Below are 15908 nucleotides of genomic sequence, written 5' to 3' on the forward strand. Positions count from 1 at the left end.
AATTTAAAACCATTTGACTTGTTTTTTATTATGACTTATAATGGTTTATATCTATGGCGAAAGAGAGGCATTTGTAATGATTAAGAGCATGACAGGTTTCGGCAGGTACGAAACCGTCACGGATGAATATAAAATTTCCGTCGAGATGAAGGCTGTAAATCACAGATATTTGGATTTAAGCATAAAGATGCCGAAAAAGTTTAATTTCTTTGAAGCAGGGATCAGGAATCTGTTGAAGAATTATATTCAGCGCGGAAAAGTAGACGTTTTTATCAGTTATGAAGATTATACAGAAAACAAGATGTGTTTAAAGTATAACAGTGCGCTGGCTGCTGAATACATGGGATATTTTGCAAAGATGGAAGAGCAGTTCGGAATTCAGAACGATATCAAGGTTTCTGCACTCGCCAGATGTCCGGAAGTACTAATTATGGAAGAAGTACCGGAAGATGAGGATCAGATGTGGAAGCTTCTTTCAGAAACAGTAGAGGAAGCTGCAAAACGTTTTGTGCAGACAAGATTAACAGAGGGCGAAAATTTAAAGGCGGACCTCCTTGGAAAGCTGAACCTGATGAATGATATTCTTGAATTTATTGAAGAAAGATCTCCAAAGATTCTTGTGGAATATCGGGCGAAACTGGAAGACAAGGTCAAAGAACTTCTGGCAGGAGCTGCCATTGATGAAGGCAGAATTGCTGCAGAAGTTACCATTTATGCGGATAAGATCTGTGTGGATGAAGAGACGGTCCGGTTAAGAAGCCACATTGATCATACACGGTCTGAACTGGAGGCAGGAGGAATTGTGGGCAGAAAACTGGATTTCATTGCTCAGGAGATGAACCGGGAAGCCAATACCATTCTGTCTAAGGCCAGTGATTTAGAGGTATCAGACAAGGCAATTATATTAAAGACCGAAATAGAAAAAGTACGGGAACAGATCCAGAATATTGAGTAGGAGAATCGCAGTATGAACGAGCATGGCATGCTGGTAGTTGTATCCGGTTTTTCCGGTGCCGGAAAGGGCACACTTATGAAAGCGCTTCTGAACCGGTATGAGAATTATGCGCTGTCTATTTCAGCCACAACCCGGGCACCCAGAACGGGCGAAGTGGATGGAAGAGAATATTTTTTTGTTACAGAAGAACATTTTAAAAATATGATTGAAAAGGAAGAACTGATTGAGTACGCTCAGTACGTCAATCATTCTTACGGCACTCCCAGGGAATATGTTTTAAACCAGATGAAAATGGGGAAAGATGTTATTCTCGAAATAGAAATCCAGGGAGCACTGAAAGTAAAGGAACGGTTTCCGGAAGCTATTTTGCTGTTCGTCATGCCTCCTAATGCACAAGAGCTGAAACGGCGTCTGGTCGGCAGAGGTACGGAAAGCATGGAAGTGATTAATGCCAGGCTGCGCAGAGCTGCTGAAGAAGCACAGGGCATGGAAGCGTATGATTATATTCTGATTAATGATGAGATCGACACATGTGTGGAAGAGATGCATCTTATGATTCAGATACAGCATAAACGAGCTTCCAACAATATGGCATTTTTATCCCAGATCCGGGAAGAATTAAAAAATATATAAATTCGATTTAGAAAGGGGAATGGAAGATGTTACATCCATCTTATTCAGATTTGATTAACGTAGTAAACAGCGAGGTTGAACCAGGAGAAGCACCGGTTGTCCAGAGCCGTTATTCCATCGTAATTGCCGCAGCAAAGAGAGCAAGACAGATCATCGGAGGCTCTGATACTGAGATTCCGGGAGCCGGCAAGAAGCCGCTTTCAGTTGCCGTAGAAGAGTTATATGAGGGCAAAGTGAAGATTTTAAGCGAAGCGGACGCAACAGAAGAAGACGATAATTAGGAAGAGGGCCGTCTCCGTTTGGGTAGATGGCCTTTTCTTTCAGGAAAAAAGAACGACAGGAGTTTAAACATGAAGTTATTATGCATTTCACTGGGCTGTGATAAGAATCTGGTTGATACGGAGATGATGTTAGGCCTTTTAAATAGAGACGGGTATACCTTTACAGATGACGAGTATGAAGCAGATGTCATTGTAATCAATACCTGCTGTTTTATCGGCGATGCCAAGGAAGAAAGCGTCAACACCATTTTAGAGATGGCTCAGAGAAAGATAGACGGCAAATGTAAGGCATTAATCGTCACCGGTTGTCTGGCACAGCGTTATAAGCAGGAGATCATCGATGAGATTCCGGAAGTGGATGGCATTTTGGGAACCTCAACCTACGATGAGATATCCAATGTTTTAAAGGGTGCACTGGGAGGGGAGGAACCGGTAAGCTGTTTCCACGATCTGGACGTACTTCCTGAGACAGAAACAGACAGAATCCTTACCACCGGAGGTCATTATGCATTTCTAAAAATTGCTGAAGGCTGCGACAAGCATTGTACCTACTGCATCATTCCAACTTTAAGAGGAAACTATCGCAGTGTTCCCATGGAAAAACTGGTGAAGGAAGCAGAAAAGCTGGCAGAGAAGGGTGTAAAGGAGCTGATTTTAGTGGCTCAGGAGACGACTTTGTACGGTGTGGACTTATACGGAAAAAAATCCCTTCCTGAATTGCTAAGGAAGCTTTGCAAGATATCAGGCATTCAGTGGATCCGCATTCAGTACTGCTATCCTGAGGAGATTACTGACGAGCTGATTGCGGTAATAAAAGAAGAGGACAAAATCTGCCGATATTTAGATATGCCGATTCAGCATGCAAGTGACCGTATTTTAAAACGCATGGGAAGAAGAACAACCCAAGAGCAGCTGAAGGATATCATTAACAGGCTTCGTGCAGAAATTCCTGATATTGCACTGAGAACGACTCTTATTTCCGGATTTCCGGGAGAGACAGAAGAAGACCATGAAGAGCTGATGGACTTCGTGGATGAAATGGAGTTTGAACGTCTGGGTGTATTTGCCTATTCTTCAGAAGAGGATACCCCGGCTGCAGAGTTTCCTGATCAGGTACCCCAGGAGATCAAAGAGGAACGCCGGGATGCAATTATGGAACTTCAGCAGGAAATTTCCATAGATCATTCCCAGTCAATGGTTGGAAAGACACTGGAAGTGATGATAGAAGGAAAAGTTGCTGATGAGAATGCTTATGTAGCAAGAACCTATATGGATGGTCCGGGAGTGGATGGAATGATTTTTGTTCAGACTGGTGAAGAACTGATGTCTGGAGATTTTGCAAAGATCCGTGTTACCGGAGCGATGGAGTATGATTTAATAGGAGAGTTGGAAGATGAATTTACCGAATAAACTGACTGTTTTAAGGGTTATCATGATGCCGTTTTTTGTTCTTTTTTTACTGCTAGACGGCGGTAACAATGTGACTTACCGCTATATAGCTGCGGCTGTATTTATTGTTGCTAGCTTTACGGATTTGCTGGATGGCAAGATTGCAAGAAAGTATAATCTGGTAACTAATTTTGGGAAATTTATGGATCCTCTTGCGGATAAACTTCTGGTATGCGCAGGTTTGATCTGCTTCACTGCACTTGGACAGCTTCCGGCCTGGATCGTTATTGTAATTATCAGCCGTGAGTTTATAATCAGCGGATTCCGCCTGGTAGCTTCCGATAACGGAGTTGTGATAGCGGCAAGCTATTGGGCGAAGTTTAAAACAGCTTCCCAGATGGTGATGTCAGTTCTGCTGATTTTAAACATACCTGCGCTATCGATCGTTACCAATGCCTTTATCTGGATTGCGGCAATACTCACAGTGGTATCACTTGTTGATTATATAGCAAAAAATTATGGCGTTCTTATGGAAGGGAGTATGTAAACATGGTAGTTGAACTGATTTCAGTCGGAACAGAAATTCTTCTTGGAAACATTGTTAATACAAACACCCAGTATCTCGCGGAAAAATGTGCCCTTTTAGGGCTTTCCATGTATCACCAGGTAACGGTTGGCGATAACAGGGAGCGGCTTTCTGCGGCAATTGAAACAGCGCTGAACCGTTCTGATGTGGTAATTCTTACCGGAGGTCTTGGACCGACAGAAGATGATCTGACTAAGGAAGTATGCGCAGAAGTGATGGGATTTGAGCTGGCAGAGGATGCGCATACCAGGGAACGGATTGAAACATATTTTAAAAACAGTATATATAAAGAAATACCGGATAACAACTGGAAGCAGGCCATGGTACCTCAGGGATCAACCGTACTTGACAACAGCAATGGAACTGCTCCCGGACTTATTATGGAGAAGAACGGTAAGACTGCCATTCTTCTTCCGGGACCGCCTAACGAGTTAAAGCCGTTATTTACAGAACAGGTATTCCCATATTTACAAAACCGTCAGCCGGAAGTAATCCGTTCTCAGATGATTAAAATCTGCGGTTACGGCGAAAGCCAGGTGGAAGATAAGCTGATTGATTTAATCAACACCCAGACCAATCCTACCATTGCCACTTATGCAAAAACAGCAGAGGTTCATTTAAGAGTAACAGCCAAAGCAGACAATGAGGAAGCCGCAAAAAATCTGCTTAAACCCGTTGTCAAAGAGATTAAAAACCGGTTTGAAAATGCTGTATATACAACCAAGGAAGAAGAAACTCTTGAGATGGCAGTTGTACGGCTTTTAAAGAAGTATGAGCTGACTGTCACAACGGCAGAATCCTGTACAGGCGGCCTGATCGCTGGAAGACTGGTTAATGTTCCAGGTGCTTCAGAGGTATTCCGGGAGGGATTTATTACTTATTCCAACAAGGCGAAAAGAAAATATTTAGATGTTAGCAAAGGTACTTTAAAAAAATATGGGGCAGTCAGTGAACAGACAGCCAAAGAGATGGCAACCGGAGGTGTGTTTGCAACAGACGTAGATGCATGCATTGCAGTAACCGGGATTGCCGGGCCGGATGCAGAAGGTGAAAAGCCTGTCGGACTAGTCTATATAGCCTGTTATATGAAGGACAAAGTAAAAGTGGAGGAATACCACTTTAAAGGGAACCGTGAGAAAATCAGGGAACAGTCTGTAGTGAAGGCCCTTGATTTCTTAAGGAGATCCATCCTGTCCAATTACCATTAATAAACCCCGAGAGGAGATAACGCGTGGAAACCCGTTTAATGAAAAAGCAGATGACTGCGGCTTATCAGTATTCTTATGTGAGGCTTGTCTTAAATTACTATACATTATTGGAGACCGTTGCAGAAGAAGCACCCGGGTCCCAGGATAAGGCTGATTACTTAAGACGGTTAAACAGCCTTATGGGTGATTATATCTCCGGCAGCGAAGCAGAAAAGGATCTGCTGGCATTGAGAAAAGATATCACTCATGAAGTGGAGGTGCTGACATCCTTTGCAGACTGTTTTCAGATTTATGAGTATATTTTAAACCGATTGGAGCGCAAATTTACTCCTTCCGGTATAACAAGTGCCGGAGAAGACGAATTTTTAAAAAAGCTGCTGGAATTCATAACAGGTACCAGTGATTCGGCTGTTATGAACGGACGAATCAAACAGGTAATCGGCCAGCTTCCAGTACGTCTGACAAAACAAAAGTTTTACAGCCTTCTTATGGAGGGACTTTCCGTTTATATCGGTTCTCCAAGGGAGAATCTCCGTGATATGATGTATACCCTCCGGACGGAGTCCATGGTTTCTCTTCCTGATGGGATGGAAGATGGTCACAAGGAAATTTATGAAATTTTACAGCAGTTTAAGCATACGGATTACCGAAACATGACATTTGAAGGTTATGAAGAGGCTGCGGCAAAATTGACCTATGCAAGCCAGGTACTTACGGATGAGTCCGGTTATTATGTGATGATTCAGGATCTGATAAACGATTTGTGTGTACTTATGTATGCCCGGCCGGACGCTGTGATTGATGTCAGTGAGGAAGCTTTTTACCGTTCTGTATTAAGCAGAATTCTGACTAAATTTAATCAGGAAGATTTTTCCGTTACAGAAGAGGAATTTCTTGATCAGCTGACCCAGCTGGAGGGTAGGCAGGAAGTTTATTATGAACGGTATTTAAAAGTAGAAGTTCTTAAGGAAGAGGAACAGTCACCTGATGATCCGGACTATATCCGTTCTATGAATGTGGACAGGCTGTTGTCTGGAAGCAGCTTTGCAGAACTGATGATTCCGGGGAAAGAGAAAGGTAGTCTGCCCGGTGATGGAAACGCAGTTGTAGATAAGGCCTTTCTGGATCAGGAAGCAGAAGCTTATATCCATGAACTGGACGCGCTTTTTGCAGATGCACCAAAGCCGGTGGTTCGTGCAGTAATGGCTAAGATTTTATCGGATCTGCCTGTTTACTTTAATTCGATAGACGAAATCCAGGAATATATGAAGGGCAGTCTTGGCAGCTGCCTGGATCAGGCGGAAAAAGAAACATGCATGGAATTATTGGAAGAGCTGATGGATTATGAAAATAAGCTGGTATAACCGTTTATACGTCGGAGATAAAGCAAAAAAGAAACGTTACCGGATCATTCAGGGAATCAGGAAGGGGAAACCCGGTTTGGATATTTATGTGATTACACCCGCTTCAAATGGGAATAATATACTTGATATCTATCCGGCTGCTGAAATAATATCCCCATTTTATAAGGAAAAAGAGTTCTTCATAGTCGGCATTGCCGCTGATTACTGGGAAGCTCTGGAAGTAGCCGGACGTGTGATCCATGACTTATACCGGAAAACAGAAGGGTTTAATCTGTCTGATTTTTTAAATAGAAGCCGGTAAGATGTGAGGTGTTCATGCTTCATATAATTTTATTTATTTTAAAACTGTCAGGACTGCTGATCCTGATTCTCTTAGGGCTCATTCTTCTGGCAGTTGTGCTGGTACTGTTCGTACCGGTCCGTTACCGCGGGGAAGGATCTTATTTTAATAAGGTGAAGGGAAATATGAAAATTTCCTGGCTGCTACATATCCTTTCTGTTACGGTCCGGTATGAGGAAGAAGTTCTGATTGCAGTCCGTCTGTTTGGAATTCCCATCATGAGACCGAAAAAGATGGATGATGAACTGAAAGAAGCTGAGGAAATTATGGTTCAGGCCATGGAAATACAGGAGCCGGAAACCGTAAAGGAAGCGAGACAGTTAGGGCGGGATGTCAAAAAAACGGTCCAGGGAGAGTCAGAGTCCCGTCAGCCTGTTCTGAAAGATATAAAAGAAACAGAACAAGTAGAAAAAGAGTCCTGGCTGCAGGCATTGTTTCGTAAGATAAAGAAGAAATTAATCCATATACTGGAAAAAATTAAGTATTTATACAATCGAATTTGTGATACACTGAGAAACATGAAAGAAAAGAAGGATGAAATTCAGGCTTTTCTTTCCAACAGCGAAAATCAGAAGACCGCAAAGCTGCTTTACAGACAGGGAAAACGTCTGGTTCGGCATATTTTCCCTGTAAAGGGGCATGGTAACGTAACATTTGGATTTGAAGATCCCGGAATGACCGGTCAGGCACTTATGGCGGCCAGCCTGCTGTATCCGTTCTTTCATAAGTACTGGAATCTGTATCCGGTTTTTGACCGGTCCGTATTTACCGCAGAAGGCACATTTCGGGGACGAATTCGTCTTTTAACGGTCCTGATGATTGGTTTACGGATGCTTCTTGATAAAAACTTCAGAACTCTGTTAAAGAGATGGCTTCGATAAAGGAGGAATTACGTTCAATGGCAGATAATTATTTTACGTCTACAGTAGAGGCATTGTTTAAAGGTATGGATGCCTTTGTAGCGACAAAAACAGTTGTAGGAGATGCGGTAAAGGTGGATGATACCATTATTCTGCCTTTGGTGGATGTAACCTGCGGAATGGCTGCCGGATCCTTTTCGGAAAATGCGAAAGAGAAGGGTGCCGGAGGAATGCATGCGAAGATGAGCCCAAGTGCCATACTGATTATTCAAAACGGTGTGACAAAACTGGTGAATATCAAGCAGCAGGATGCAGTGACAAAGATTCTTGATATGGTTCCGGATTTCGTCAACAAATTCACATCTGGGAATAAAGAGGTATCACCGGAAGCGATAAAAATGGCAGAGGAGATGGCTGCGGCTGCAGAGAAAGAAAAAGCCGAAGAATAAGAAAGGGATAAGCCGCATAGGATATTATATATAGCCTGAATGGATTGAGGGATATTATGAGAAGAGTATGCGGACTTATGCTGTTCTGTTTTGGAGCAGGTATGGCAATCCTACTGTTTATCCCGGCGACGATCGTTACAATTCTGTTTATAATTGGATGTCTGGTACTGGGATATAATCTGTTTTGCTGCTGACAGCAAATACTGTTGCTATAATTGAGACCCGATTGAATTAACCGGGTCTCATAGTTATAAAAAAAATACTCCTGACTGTTACCAGCCAGGAGTTTCCTACGATTAAGCTCTTTCAACTAATCCGGATCTTAAACAGGAAGTACATACGTACATCTTCTTAGCGCCGCCTGTTACTTTAACTTTAACGGACTTTACATTTGCTTTCCACATCTTATTGGATCTTCTATGGGAATGGCTCACTGCGTTGCCAAAGTGAGCAGCCTTTTCACAAATTGCACATTTAGCCATGATTGCACCTCCTTAAAAGTAACTTGGATTTTTTAATGGTTGAAAAATCCACAACAAGTGTATGATAACAGAAATTACAGCGATTTGCAAGTGAAAATTAAAAATTTGTTTCTTTTTTTGGAAAAATAATGTATAATCATAACAGACAGAAAGAACGGAGGTAGAGACTATGAAGGGTTATATCAATAATAAACTGGGCGAAATCCAGGTGAGCCCTGATGTTATCGCTATGTACGCCGGAACCACCGCAGTGGAGTGCTTCGGTATTGTCGGTATGGCGGCTGTCAGCATGAAGGACGGACTCGTTAAGCTTTTAAAACGGGAAGGACTGACACATGGAATTAATGTGATGATTCAGGACAACCATATCACCATTGATTTTCATGTAATCGTAGCATATGGAATCAGTATTTCTGCAGTAGCTGATAATCTGATTGAAAATGTAAAATACAAAGTAGAAGAATTCACCGGTATGACGGTAGATAAGATTAACATCTTTGTCGAAGGCGTAAGAGTGATTGATTAAGGAGGAAACTACCTGTGGGTATGAAGTATATAGACGCAAAGATGCTGCAGAAAGCATTTTTAGCAGGTGCAAAAGAACTGGAAGCCAAAAAGGACTGGATTAATGAATTGAATGTTTTTCCGGTTCCGGATGGAGATACCGGGACAAACATGACTATGACCATTATGTCAGCTGCAAAAGAGGTGGCTGCCATTGAGAATCCAACCATGGAATCTCTGTCAAAGGCAATTTCTTCCGGTTCTTTAAGAGGCGCAAGAGGAAACTCCGGTGTAATCTTATCCCAGTTGTTCCGAGGATTTACAAAAGAGATCGCAGCCGCTGACCAGGTGACAGTTACTATTTTGGCTAATTCCTTTGTAAGAGCCACAGAGACAGCCTATAAGGCCGTTATGAAACCCAAAGAGGGCACCATTCTGACAGTTGCGAGAGGTATGGCAGAAAGAGCTGCTGAGCTGGTGACTGAAACAGAGGATATCATTGAATTCTGCAATCAGGTCATTGAACAGGGAGATTACGTATTAAGCCAGACTCCGGAGATGCTTCCGGTATTAAAGCAGGCGGGTGTCGTGGATTCCGGCGGTCAGGGACTGATGCAGGTGGTCAAGGGGGCTTTTAATTTCCTTACAGGTAAGGAAGTTGATCTTACTGTGGAAACCGCAGGACGTGTGGAGCCGGTTAAAAGCTCTGAAGGAATTGCCCTGAAAGAAGCAGATATTAAATTCGGATATTGTACAGAATTTATTGTTAATTTAGAAAAGCCATATAATGAAAAAACAGAGCAGGAATTCAAAGGATATTTAGAATCCATAGGAGATTCCCTGGTAGTTGTGTCCGATGATGATATTGTAAAAGTTCACGTTCATACGAATGATCCGGGGCTTGCCATTCAAAAGGCTCTTTCTCTTGGTTCCTTATCCCGCATGAAGATTGACAACATGAGGGAAGAGCATCACGAAAGGCTGATTAAGGAATCAGAAAAACTGGCAGCACAGCAGAAGGCCGGGGAAAAGAAGCCTGAACCAAGAAAACCATACGGCTTTATCTCCGTTTCTGCAGGGGAAGGCCTTGATGAAATCTTTCGCGGTATCGGAGCGGATTATTTAATCCAGGGTGGTCAGACCATGAATCCCAGTACTGAGGATATGTTAAATGCCATCGACCGGGTGAATGCAGACACAATCTACATCCTGCCCAACAACAAGAACATTATTCTGGCTGCTGAGCAGGCGAAGAGTCTGGTAGAGGATAAGAAGGTTATCGTGATTCCTTCCAGGACCATTCCTCAGGGAATCACTGCAATCATTAATTTTGCACCTGATTTATCTCCTGAGGAGAATGAAGCAAACATGACGGAAGAAATGGCCCGTGTAAAGACCGGACAGATTACTTATGCAGTCCGCAACACTACTATTGATGATATAGAAATCAAAGAGGGCGATATCATGGCTCTGGGAGACCATGGAATTCTTGCTGTTGGAGAAGAGATTGAAGCTACTGCGCTTAAATCGCTGGAAGCCATGGTAGAGGAAGAATCAGAACTCATTACAATTTATTATGGCAGGGATGTGAGCGGGAAAGATGCCGCTGCCCTGAAGGAAAAAGCAGAAGAACAATTTTCAAATTGTGAAGTGGAACTTCATTCCGGCAGTCAGCCGATTTATTATTATCTGATTTCCGTGGAATAAGAAGGAGTCAGGACTGTATGATTCCGGGCAGACGTGACTTAAGTCTGCCCGGTTTTTGATATTCTGAGAATCAAAATGAAAGGAGGCGCATGAGAGAATGAACCAGAAACCCATTGAAACACTGAAAGGAATTGGAGAAAAAACCGGAAAACTGTTTCAAAAGATCGGAGTGAATACCATAGAAGATCTTCTGGAATATTATCCACGGGCATATGATACGTATGAGGAACCATCACCTATCGCTGAAATCAGACCGGATACAGTCATGACAGTGTGCGGAATGCTTGAAAGGACACCAGATGTGAAACGTTACAGCCGTATACAGGTTGTCACAGCTATTTTAAGAGATGGATCCGGCACACTCCAGCTGATCTGGTATAATATGCCCTATCTGCATTCTACCTTAAAGGCTGGGATGCGGGCTGTCTTTCGCGGAAAAGTCATTAAGAAAAGCGGCCGGCTTATCATGGAGCAGCCGGAAGTGTATACAGCGGAGGCTTATGAAGAGATCATTCATTCCATGCAGCCTGTTTACGGCCAGACGAAGGGCCTGAGCAATAAAACCATTGTCAGGGCTCAGAAGCAGGCGCTCAGTGTCCGCCTTATGAGCAGGGATTATCTGCCTGCAAAGCTGCGAATGAAGCATGAACTGGCAGAATACAATTTTGCAATTGAACATATTCATTTTCCATCAGACAGGAAAGAACTTTTATTTGCCAGAAAAAGACTGGTTTTTGATGAGTTTTTTCTATTTTTAATGGCTGTCAGGCGTTTAAAAGACGGAAGAGAGAACAGAACCAGTCCCTTTACGTTCCGGTTATCAGAGGAGGTAAAAGCATTTCAGGCCAGACTGCCTTATTCCCTGACAGGTGCCCAGCAGAAGGTTCTTGATGAGGTGTATGCAGACATAACGGGAGGTCTGGTTATGAACCGCCTGGTACAGGGAGATGTTGGATCGGGAAAAACCATTATAGCCATACTGGCATTACTGCAGGCGGCTTATAACGGCTGTCAGGGTGCTTTGATGGTTCCCACGGAGGTTCTTGCCAGGCAGCATTATGAGTCCATGACTGAGCTGTTCTTAAAATTCCAGATTAATAAGGTGCCCATTCTCGTTACCGGTTCCATGACTGCGAAGGAAAAAAGAATTGCCTATGAGAAAATAGCGGCCCATGAAGCCGATATCATAATAGGAACCCATGCACTTATTCAGGATAAGGTCATCTATGATAATCTTGCTCTGGTTATCACAGATGAGCAGCACCGGTTCGGCGTGGGGCAGAGAGAACTGCTTGGGAAAAAGGGAGAAGAACCCCATGTAATGGTTATGAGCGCCACCCCCATACCAAGAACTCTTGCCATTATTATTTACGGCGATCTGGACATTTCCGTGATTGATGAACTTCCTGCCAATCGTCTCCCTATAAAAAACTGTGTGGTGGATACCGGGTACCGGAAAAAAGCTTACGATTTTATAAAAAAAGAAGTTGCAGCCGGACGCCAGGCTTATGTGATCTGTCCCATGGTTGAAGCAAGTGAGATGATAGAAGCGGAGAATGTGGTGGACTACACTGCTGCATTAAAAAAATCTCTTCCCGGTATCAGTATTGAATATCTTCATGGCAAGATGAAAGCAAAAGAAAAAAACAGCATCATGGAACGGTTTGCTGCCGGCGAAATTTCAGTTCTTGTTTCTACTACCGTAGTTGAAGTAGGAGTTAATGTGCCCAACGCTACGGTTATGATGATTGAAAATGCGGAACGCTTCGGGCTGGCCCAGCTTCATCAGCTGAGAGGAAGGGTGGGGCGCGGCAAATATCAGTCCTACTGTATTTTAGTAAATGGCTCGGATCAGGATGGCACAAAGGAACGTCTGGATATTTTAAACCGGTCCAATGACGGCTTTTTCATTGCTTCGGAAGATTTAAAATTGAGAGGACCCGGTGATATATTCGGCATCCGGCAAAGCGGAGAGATGGAATTTAAACTGGGGGATATTTTTACTGATGCAAATCTGTTAAAAACAGTATCAGAGGAAGTAAAACATATTTTTTCGGAAGATCCTGATCTGGAAAAAGAGGAGAATGCAGAACTGGGCAGAAAGCTCAGTGAATATCTGGAGAAAAGTTACGACAGGCTGAATCTGTAAAAATTTAAATAAAAGTATCGAAAAGGAGGTAACGGTATGAATAGAGTAGCTTTAAAAGCAGATGCTAAAAGTGCCATGAAGCAGGCACTCATAAACCCGTACCTGGTTACTGTCATAATGGGAGTGATCCTTACGGTTTTATCAGTAATCCAGCTTTTTCTGGATAAATGGCAGAAAATTCTTGAAAACAGTCAGGCAGGTCTTGACCAGTGGCAGCCATATATTATATTTAGTATTATTTTCTTTGTGATATATTTTATTATAAGCACACTGCTGGATTTTGGTTATCTGTCTTACTGTTTAAAAGTGGCAAAACGTGATGAATCCATGTCTTATGGAGACTTATTTTCCAGTACCTCTTATTTGCTGAAGGCATTGGGGCTTTCCTTTATGATGGGCTTGTTTATAACACTTTGGTCCATTCTGCTGATTATTCCTGGTATTATTGCTGCGTTACGGTATTCCCAGGCAATTTTTATTATGGTAGAAAATCCGGATAAAGGTATTTTTCAGTGTATAGAAGAGAGTAAAGATATGATGGACGGACGATTATGGGAATTTTTTGTTTTAAGCCTCTCCTTCATCCTGTGGCATTTACTTGCAATGATCACCTGCTGTCTGGCTTATATTTATGTATATCCCTATGTGACTGTCACTCTGGCAAATTACTATAATGAGATAAAAGGATAAAAGCAGATACAGGCAGGAAAACCATTGAATTCATCCGGTCTTTCTGATAGAATGAATTTTGTGTGAACAGGACCAGATAAGTGGAGGATTGCGGAAGATGAATTGTGTTATAATAGGAATTGCCGGAGGTACCGGTTCAGGAAAGTCAACATTTACCAACCGGCTGAAAGAAGCGTTTTGTGATAATATAGCAGTTCTTTACCATGATAATTATTATAAACGACAGGATGGGGTTCCTTTTGAAGAAAGAAAAAAGATGAATTACGATCATCCGGAAGCATTTGAGACAGAACTTCTACTGGAACAGCTGGCTGCACTGCGAAGCGGGAAAACGGTGGAGTGTCCGATTTATGATTATTCCAGACACAACCGTTCTGACAAGTTCGTTAAAGTAGTGCCCAAAAAGGTTATTTTAGTGGAAGGAATTTTAGTATTTGCAGATGAACGTTTAAGAAATATGTTTGATATTAAGATTTTTGTTGAGGCCGATGCAGATGAGAGAATTTTACGCCGTGTAATCCGCGACGTGAAAGAACGGGGAAGGGATATTGAAGGGGTTGTGGAGCAGTATTTAACCACGGTAAAGCCTATGCATTATCTTTATGTAGAACCAACAAAGCCTTTGGCCGACGTAATTATAAACAGCGGCATGAATGAGGTGGCTTTTCAGCTGGTCAAAACAAATATCGAAAAGATACTCAGTAAAGACTGATTTCCATTGCTGCATCATAAGAAATTTGAAGTAGTTCAAATTTTCCTGAAAATAACATTTTACGAAAAACCTTCTAGTGTATTTCACCCTATTAAAGCCATAATAGGAGTGTAGCACAAAACACACCATGAAAAAAAGTTTTGACATGGTGAATAGATGAAAAGGAGGCATTTAATTATGTCAGGAAAATCTAACACTACAAATGTACCAGAGGCAAAAGAAGCAATGGATCGTTTCAAAATGGAAGTAGCAAACGAATTAGGAGTACCGTTAACAAGTGGTTATAACGGAAACTTAACTTCCGCACAGAATGGTTCCGTAGGCGGATATATGGTTAAGAAAATGATTGAAGCCTATGAAAGACAGATTGCAGGAAAATAATCTGTAACAATTCAAAAGGAGCTGCAGCCGGTAATCATCAATTTGATTACGAAGGAGCTGCAGCTCCTTTCTTTTTTTAGTTGTATAATTTCCATAATCATACTATAATAGTCTGGAAAAATAATGTGAGGAAGCTGTATATGAGAGTAATTGCCGGAAAAGCCAGAAGGCTTATATTAAAGACAACAGACGGTCTGGATACGAGACCGACTACAGACAGAATAAAAGAAACACTTTTTAATATGATTCATGACAGTATTATGGACTGCTGCTTTCTGGATTTATTCTCCGGAAGCGGTGCGATCGGAATAGAGGCTTTAAGCAGAGGCGCAAAGCTGGCAGTTATGGTGGAACAAAATCCAAAAGCTGCAGAATGCATCCGGGAGAATTTAAAGACCACCCGGCTGGAACCTGATGCGGTAGTGATGAACTGCGATGTTCTGACTGCACTAAAGCGGCTGGAAGGGAAAGATTATGAGTTTGATGTTGTATTTATGGATCCCCCTTACCGCATGGAATGGGAAAAAAGGGTCCTGGAATATTTCAGAGATTCATCCCTGATCGGAGAAGAGACTACCATCATTATCGAAGCTTCCCTGGATACGGATTTTGATTATCTTAAGTCTATGGGATATGAGATTTTGAAAGAGAAAATTTACAAAACAAATAAGCATGTGTTCGTTGAAAGAACAGGAAAAGAATAAACAAAAGGAAGAAACAATATGAGAAAAGCAGTTTATCCGGGAAGCTTTGATCCGGTGACTTTTGGTCATCTTGATATCATTGAGCGCTCGGCAAGAATGTGTGACCATTTAATTATCGGGGTTTTAAATAATAATTCAAAAACTCCGTTGTTTTCTGTAGAAGAACGTGTTAATATGTTAAAGAGCCTGACGAATGATTTTGATAATGTAGAAGTGAAATCATTCGGCGGGCTGATGATCGATTTTGTACGAGCCAATCAGGCGGATGCGGTAATCCGCGGGCTTCGCGCTGTAACGGATTTTGAATACGAATTACAGATTGCACAGACAAACCGGGTGATTGCACCAGAGGTGGATACGGTGTTTCTGACAACGAATTTAAAGTATTCTTATTTAAGTTCCAGCATTGTGAAGGAGATTGCCTCTTATGGCGGTGAGATAAGCGCGTTTGTGCCAGAAGATATTGCGGAACGTGTAAGAAAGAAAATAGAAGATAGAACGAAATAAAGCAAGG

20 protein-coding genes are annotated in these 15908 nt (G+C 42.2%); 19 read left to right on the forward strand and 1 reads right to left on the reverse strand.

Translation table 11 applies throughout. The annotated features are described in order from the left end of the window. The first annotated feature begins 76 nt into the window (after nt 1-76). The 11 genes from V7D18_RS26015 (at nt 77) to V7D18_RS26065 (ending at nt 8259) form a co-directional block, all read left to right on the forward strand. Nucleotides 77-955: a YicC/YloC family endoribonuclease gene (locus tag V7D18_RS26015; RefSeq protein WP_426158798.1), complete on the forward strand. Its 879-nt coding sequence runs from the start codon at nt 77-79 to the stop codon at nt 953-955. A gap of 12 nt (nt 956-967) precedes the next feature. After that, nucleotides 968-1588 carry a guanylate kinase gene (gene gmk, locus V7D18_RS26020; RefSeq protein ID WP_426158800.1) on the forward strand — a complete coding sequence of 207 codons (621 nt, stop codon included), beginning with the start codon at nt 968-970 and terminating at the stop codon, nt 1586-1588. 26 nt (nt 1589-1614) lie between these two features. Further along, nucleotides 1615-1869, forward strand: a complete 255-nt coding sequence (gene rpoZ / locus V7D18_RS26025; protein WP_426158802.1) for a DNA-directed RNA polymerase subunit omega — start codon at nt 1615-1617, stop codon at nt 1867-1869. A 69-nt stretch (nt 1870-1938) separates the two neighbouring features. Beyond that, on the forward strand, nt 1939-3279 hold the full coding sequence (gene rimO, locus V7D18_RS26030; RefSeq protein ID WP_426158804.1) for a 30S ribosomal protein S12 methylthiotransferase RimO: 1341 nt from the start codon (nt 1939-1941) through the stop codon (nt 3277-3279). Next, on the forward strand, nt 3263-3805 hold the full coding sequence (pgsA, locus tag V7D18_RS26035; RefSeq protein WP_349667826.1) for a CDP-diacylglycerol--glycerol-3-phosphate 3-phosphatidyltransferase: 543 nt from the start codon (nt 3263-3265) through the stop codon (nt 3803-3805). The genes rimO and pgsA overlap by 17 nt, the downstream gene beginning before the upstream one ends. Before the next feature lie 2 nt (nt 3806-3807). Next, nucleotides 3808-5052 (forward strand): competence/damage-inducible protein A, encoded by a 1245-nt coding sequence (locus V7D18_RS26040; protein WP_426158807.1) that lies wholly within the window; start codon nt 3808-3810, stop codon nt 5050-5052. Between the two features lie 23 nt (nt 5053-5075). Next, a complete protein-coding gene (locus tag V7D18_RS26045) occupies nt 5076-6416 on the forward strand; it encodes a hypothetical protein (RefSeq protein WP_426158809.1) in 1341 nt (446 codons plus the stop codon). Continuing rightward, complete coding sequence (locus tag V7D18_RS26050) at nt 6397-6717, forward strand: hypothetical protein (protein ID WP_426158811.1); 321 nt, start codon at nt 6397-6399, stop codon at nt 6715-6717. Before V7D18_RS26045 ends, V7D18_RS26050 begins: the two co-directional genes overlap by 20 nt. Nucleotides 6718-6731: 14 nt before the next feature. Beyond that, entirely contained in the window at nt 6732-7637 is a 906-nt protein-coding gene (locus V7D18_RS26055; protein ID WP_426158813.1) for a DUF2953 domain-containing protein, read from the forward strand. A gap of 17 nt (nt 7638-7654) precedes the next feature. After that, on the forward strand, nt 7655-8065 hold the full coding sequence (locus V7D18_RS26060) for a GerW family sporulation protein (protein WP_314461083.1): 411 nt from the start codon (nt 7655-7657) through the stop codon (nt 8063-8065). Between the two features lie 56 nt (nt 8066-8121). Next, complete coding sequence (locus V7D18_RS26065; protein WP_013272624.1) at nt 8122-8259, forward strand: hypothetical protein; 138 nt, start codon at nt 8122-8124, stop codon at nt 8257-8259. A 102-nt stretch (nt 8260-8361) separates the two neighbouring features. Here the strand turns inward: V7D18_RS26065 and rpmB are convergent, their stop codons facing one another. Continuing rightward, on the reverse strand, nt 8362-8547 hold the full coding sequence (gene rpmB, locus V7D18_RS26070) for a 50S ribosomal protein L28 (protein ID WP_097004294.1): 186 nt from the start codon (nt 8545-8547) through the stop codon (nt 8362-8364). Nucleotides 8548-8716: 169 nt separating this feature from the next. Here rpmB and V7D18_RS26075 point away from each other — a divergent pair, with 169 nt between their 5' ends. From V7D18_RS26075 to coaD, 8 genes are all read left to right on the forward strand, one after another. After that, entirely contained in the window at nt 8717-9073 is a 357-nt protein-coding gene (locus V7D18_RS26075) for an Asp23/Gls24 family envelope stress response protein (RefSeq protein ID WP_104436177.1), read from the forward strand. Nucleotides 9074-9087: 14 nt separating this feature from the next. Next, entirely contained in the window at nt 9088-10758 is a 1671-nt protein-coding gene (locus tag V7D18_RS26080) for a DAK2 domain-containing protein (RefSeq protein WP_426158815.1), read from the forward strand. Between the two features lie 97 nt (nt 10759-10855). Beyond that, entirely contained in the window at nt 10856-12907 is a 2052-nt protein-coding gene (gene recG, locus V7D18_RS26085) for an ATP-dependent DNA helicase RecG (RefSeq protein WP_426158817.1), read from the forward strand. A 36-nt stretch (nt 12908-12943) separates the two neighbouring features. Further along, a complete protein-coding gene (locus V7D18_RS26090) occupies nt 12944-13597 on the forward strand; it encodes a DUF975 family protein (protein WP_426158819.1) in 654 nt (217 codons plus the stop codon). Between the two features lie 97 nt (nt 13598-13694). Further along, nucleotides 13695-14309: a uridine kinase gene (udk, locus tag V7D18_RS26095; protein WP_426158820.1), complete on the forward strand. Its 615-nt coding sequence runs from the start codon at nt 13695-13697 to the stop codon at nt 14307-14309. Between the two features lie 177 nt (nt 14310-14486). Continuing rightward, nucleotides 14487-14690 (forward strand): small, acid-soluble spore protein, alpha/beta type, encoded by a 204-nt coding sequence (locus V7D18_RS26100; protein WP_426158822.1) that lies wholly within the window; start codon nt 14487-14489, stop codon nt 14688-14690. A 140-nt stretch (nt 14691-14830) separates the two neighbouring features. Continuing rightward, nucleotides 14831-15394 carry a 16S rRNA (guanine(966)-N(2))-methyltransferase RsmD gene (rsmD, locus tag V7D18_RS26105; RefSeq protein WP_426158823.1) on the forward strand — a complete coding sequence of 188 codons (564 nt, stop codon included), beginning with the start codon at nt 14831-14833 and terminating at the stop codon, nt 15392-15394. 18 nt (nt 15395-15412) lie between these two features. Continuing rightward, nucleotides 15413-15901, forward strand: a complete 489-nt coding sequence (gene coaD, locus V7D18_RS26110) for a pantetheine-phosphate adenylyltransferase (protein ID WP_426158825.1) — start codon at nt 15413-15415, stop codon at nt 15899-15901. The last annotated feature ends 7 nt before the right edge of the window (nt 15902-15908 follow it).

It is taken from the genome of Lacrimispora sp. 38-1 (assembly GCF_049890855.1).
Lineage (GTDB): Bacteria > Bacillota > Clostridia > Lachnospirales > Lachnospiraceae > Lacrimispora.

Bases quoted from the DNA above. Each gene is read 5' to 3' on its own strand.
- V7D18_RS26015 (WP_426158798.1), top strand. From the start codon at position 77: ATGATTAAGAGCATGACAGGTTTCGGCAGGTACGAAACCGTCACGGAT.
- rpmB (WP_097004294.1), bottom strand. From the start codon at position 8,547: ATGGCTAAATGTGCAATTTGTGAAAAGGCTGCTCACTTTGGCAACGCA.
- gmk (WP_426158800.1), top strand. From the start codon at position 968: ATGAACGAGCATGGCATGCTGGTAGTTGTATCCGGTTTTTCCGGTGCC.
- rsmD (WP_426158823.1), top strand. From the start codon at position 14,831: ATGAGAGTAATTGCCGGAAAAGCCAGAAGGCTTATATTAAAGACAACA.
- V7D18_RS26100 (WP_426158822.1), top strand. From the start codon at position 14,487: ATGTCAGGAAAATCTAACACTACAAATGTACCAGAGGCAAAAGAAGCA.
- pgsA (WP_349667826.1), top strand. From the start codon at position 3,263: ATGAATTTACCGAATAAACTGACTGTTTTAAGGGTTATCATGATGCCG.
- V7D18_RS26050 (WP_426158811.1), top strand. From the start codon at position 6,397: ATGAAAATAAGCTGGTATAACCGTTTATACGTCGGAGATAAAGCAAAA.
- recG (WP_426158817.1), top strand. From the start codon at position 10,856: ATGAACCAGAAACCCATTGAAACACTGAAAGGAATTGGAGAAAAAACC.
- V7D18_RS26065 (WP_013272624.1), top strand. From the start codon at position 8,122: ATGAGAAGAGTATGCGGACTTATGCTGTTCTGTTTTGGAGCAGGTATG.
- udk (WP_426158820.1), top strand. From the start codon at position 13,695: ATGAATTGTGTTATAATAGGAATTGCCGGAGGTACCGGTTCAGGAAAG.
- V7D18_RS26075 (WP_104436177.1), top strand. From the start codon at position 8,717: ATGAAGGGTTATATCAATAATAAACTGGGCGAAATCCAGGTGAGCCCT.
- coaD (WP_426158825.1), top strand. From the start codon at position 15,413: ATGAGAAAAGCAGTTTATCCGGGAAGCTTTGATCCGGTGACTTTTGGT.
- rimO (WP_426158804.1), top strand. From the start codon at position 1,939: ATGAAGTTATTATGCATTTCACTGGGCTGTGATAAGAATCTGGTTGAT.
- V7D18_RS26060 (WP_314461083.1), top strand. From the start codon at position 7,655: ATGGCAGATAATTATTTTACGTCTACAGTAGAGGCATTGTTTAAAGGT.
- rpoZ (WP_426158802.1), top strand. From the start codon at position 1,615: ATGTTACATCCATCTTATTCAGATTTGATTAACGTAGTAAACAGCGAG.
- V7D18_RS26040 (WP_426158807.1), top strand. From the start codon at position 3,808: ATGGTAGTTGAACTGATTTCAGTCGGAACAGAAATTCTTCTTGGAAAC.
- V7D18_RS26055 (WP_426158813.1), top strand. From the start codon at position 6,732: ATGCTTCATATAATTTTATTTATTTTAAAACTGTCAGGACTGCTGATC.
- V7D18_RS26090 (WP_426158819.1), top strand. From the start codon at position 12,944: ATGAATAGAGTAGCTTTAAAAGCAGATGCTAAAAGTGCCATGAAGCAG.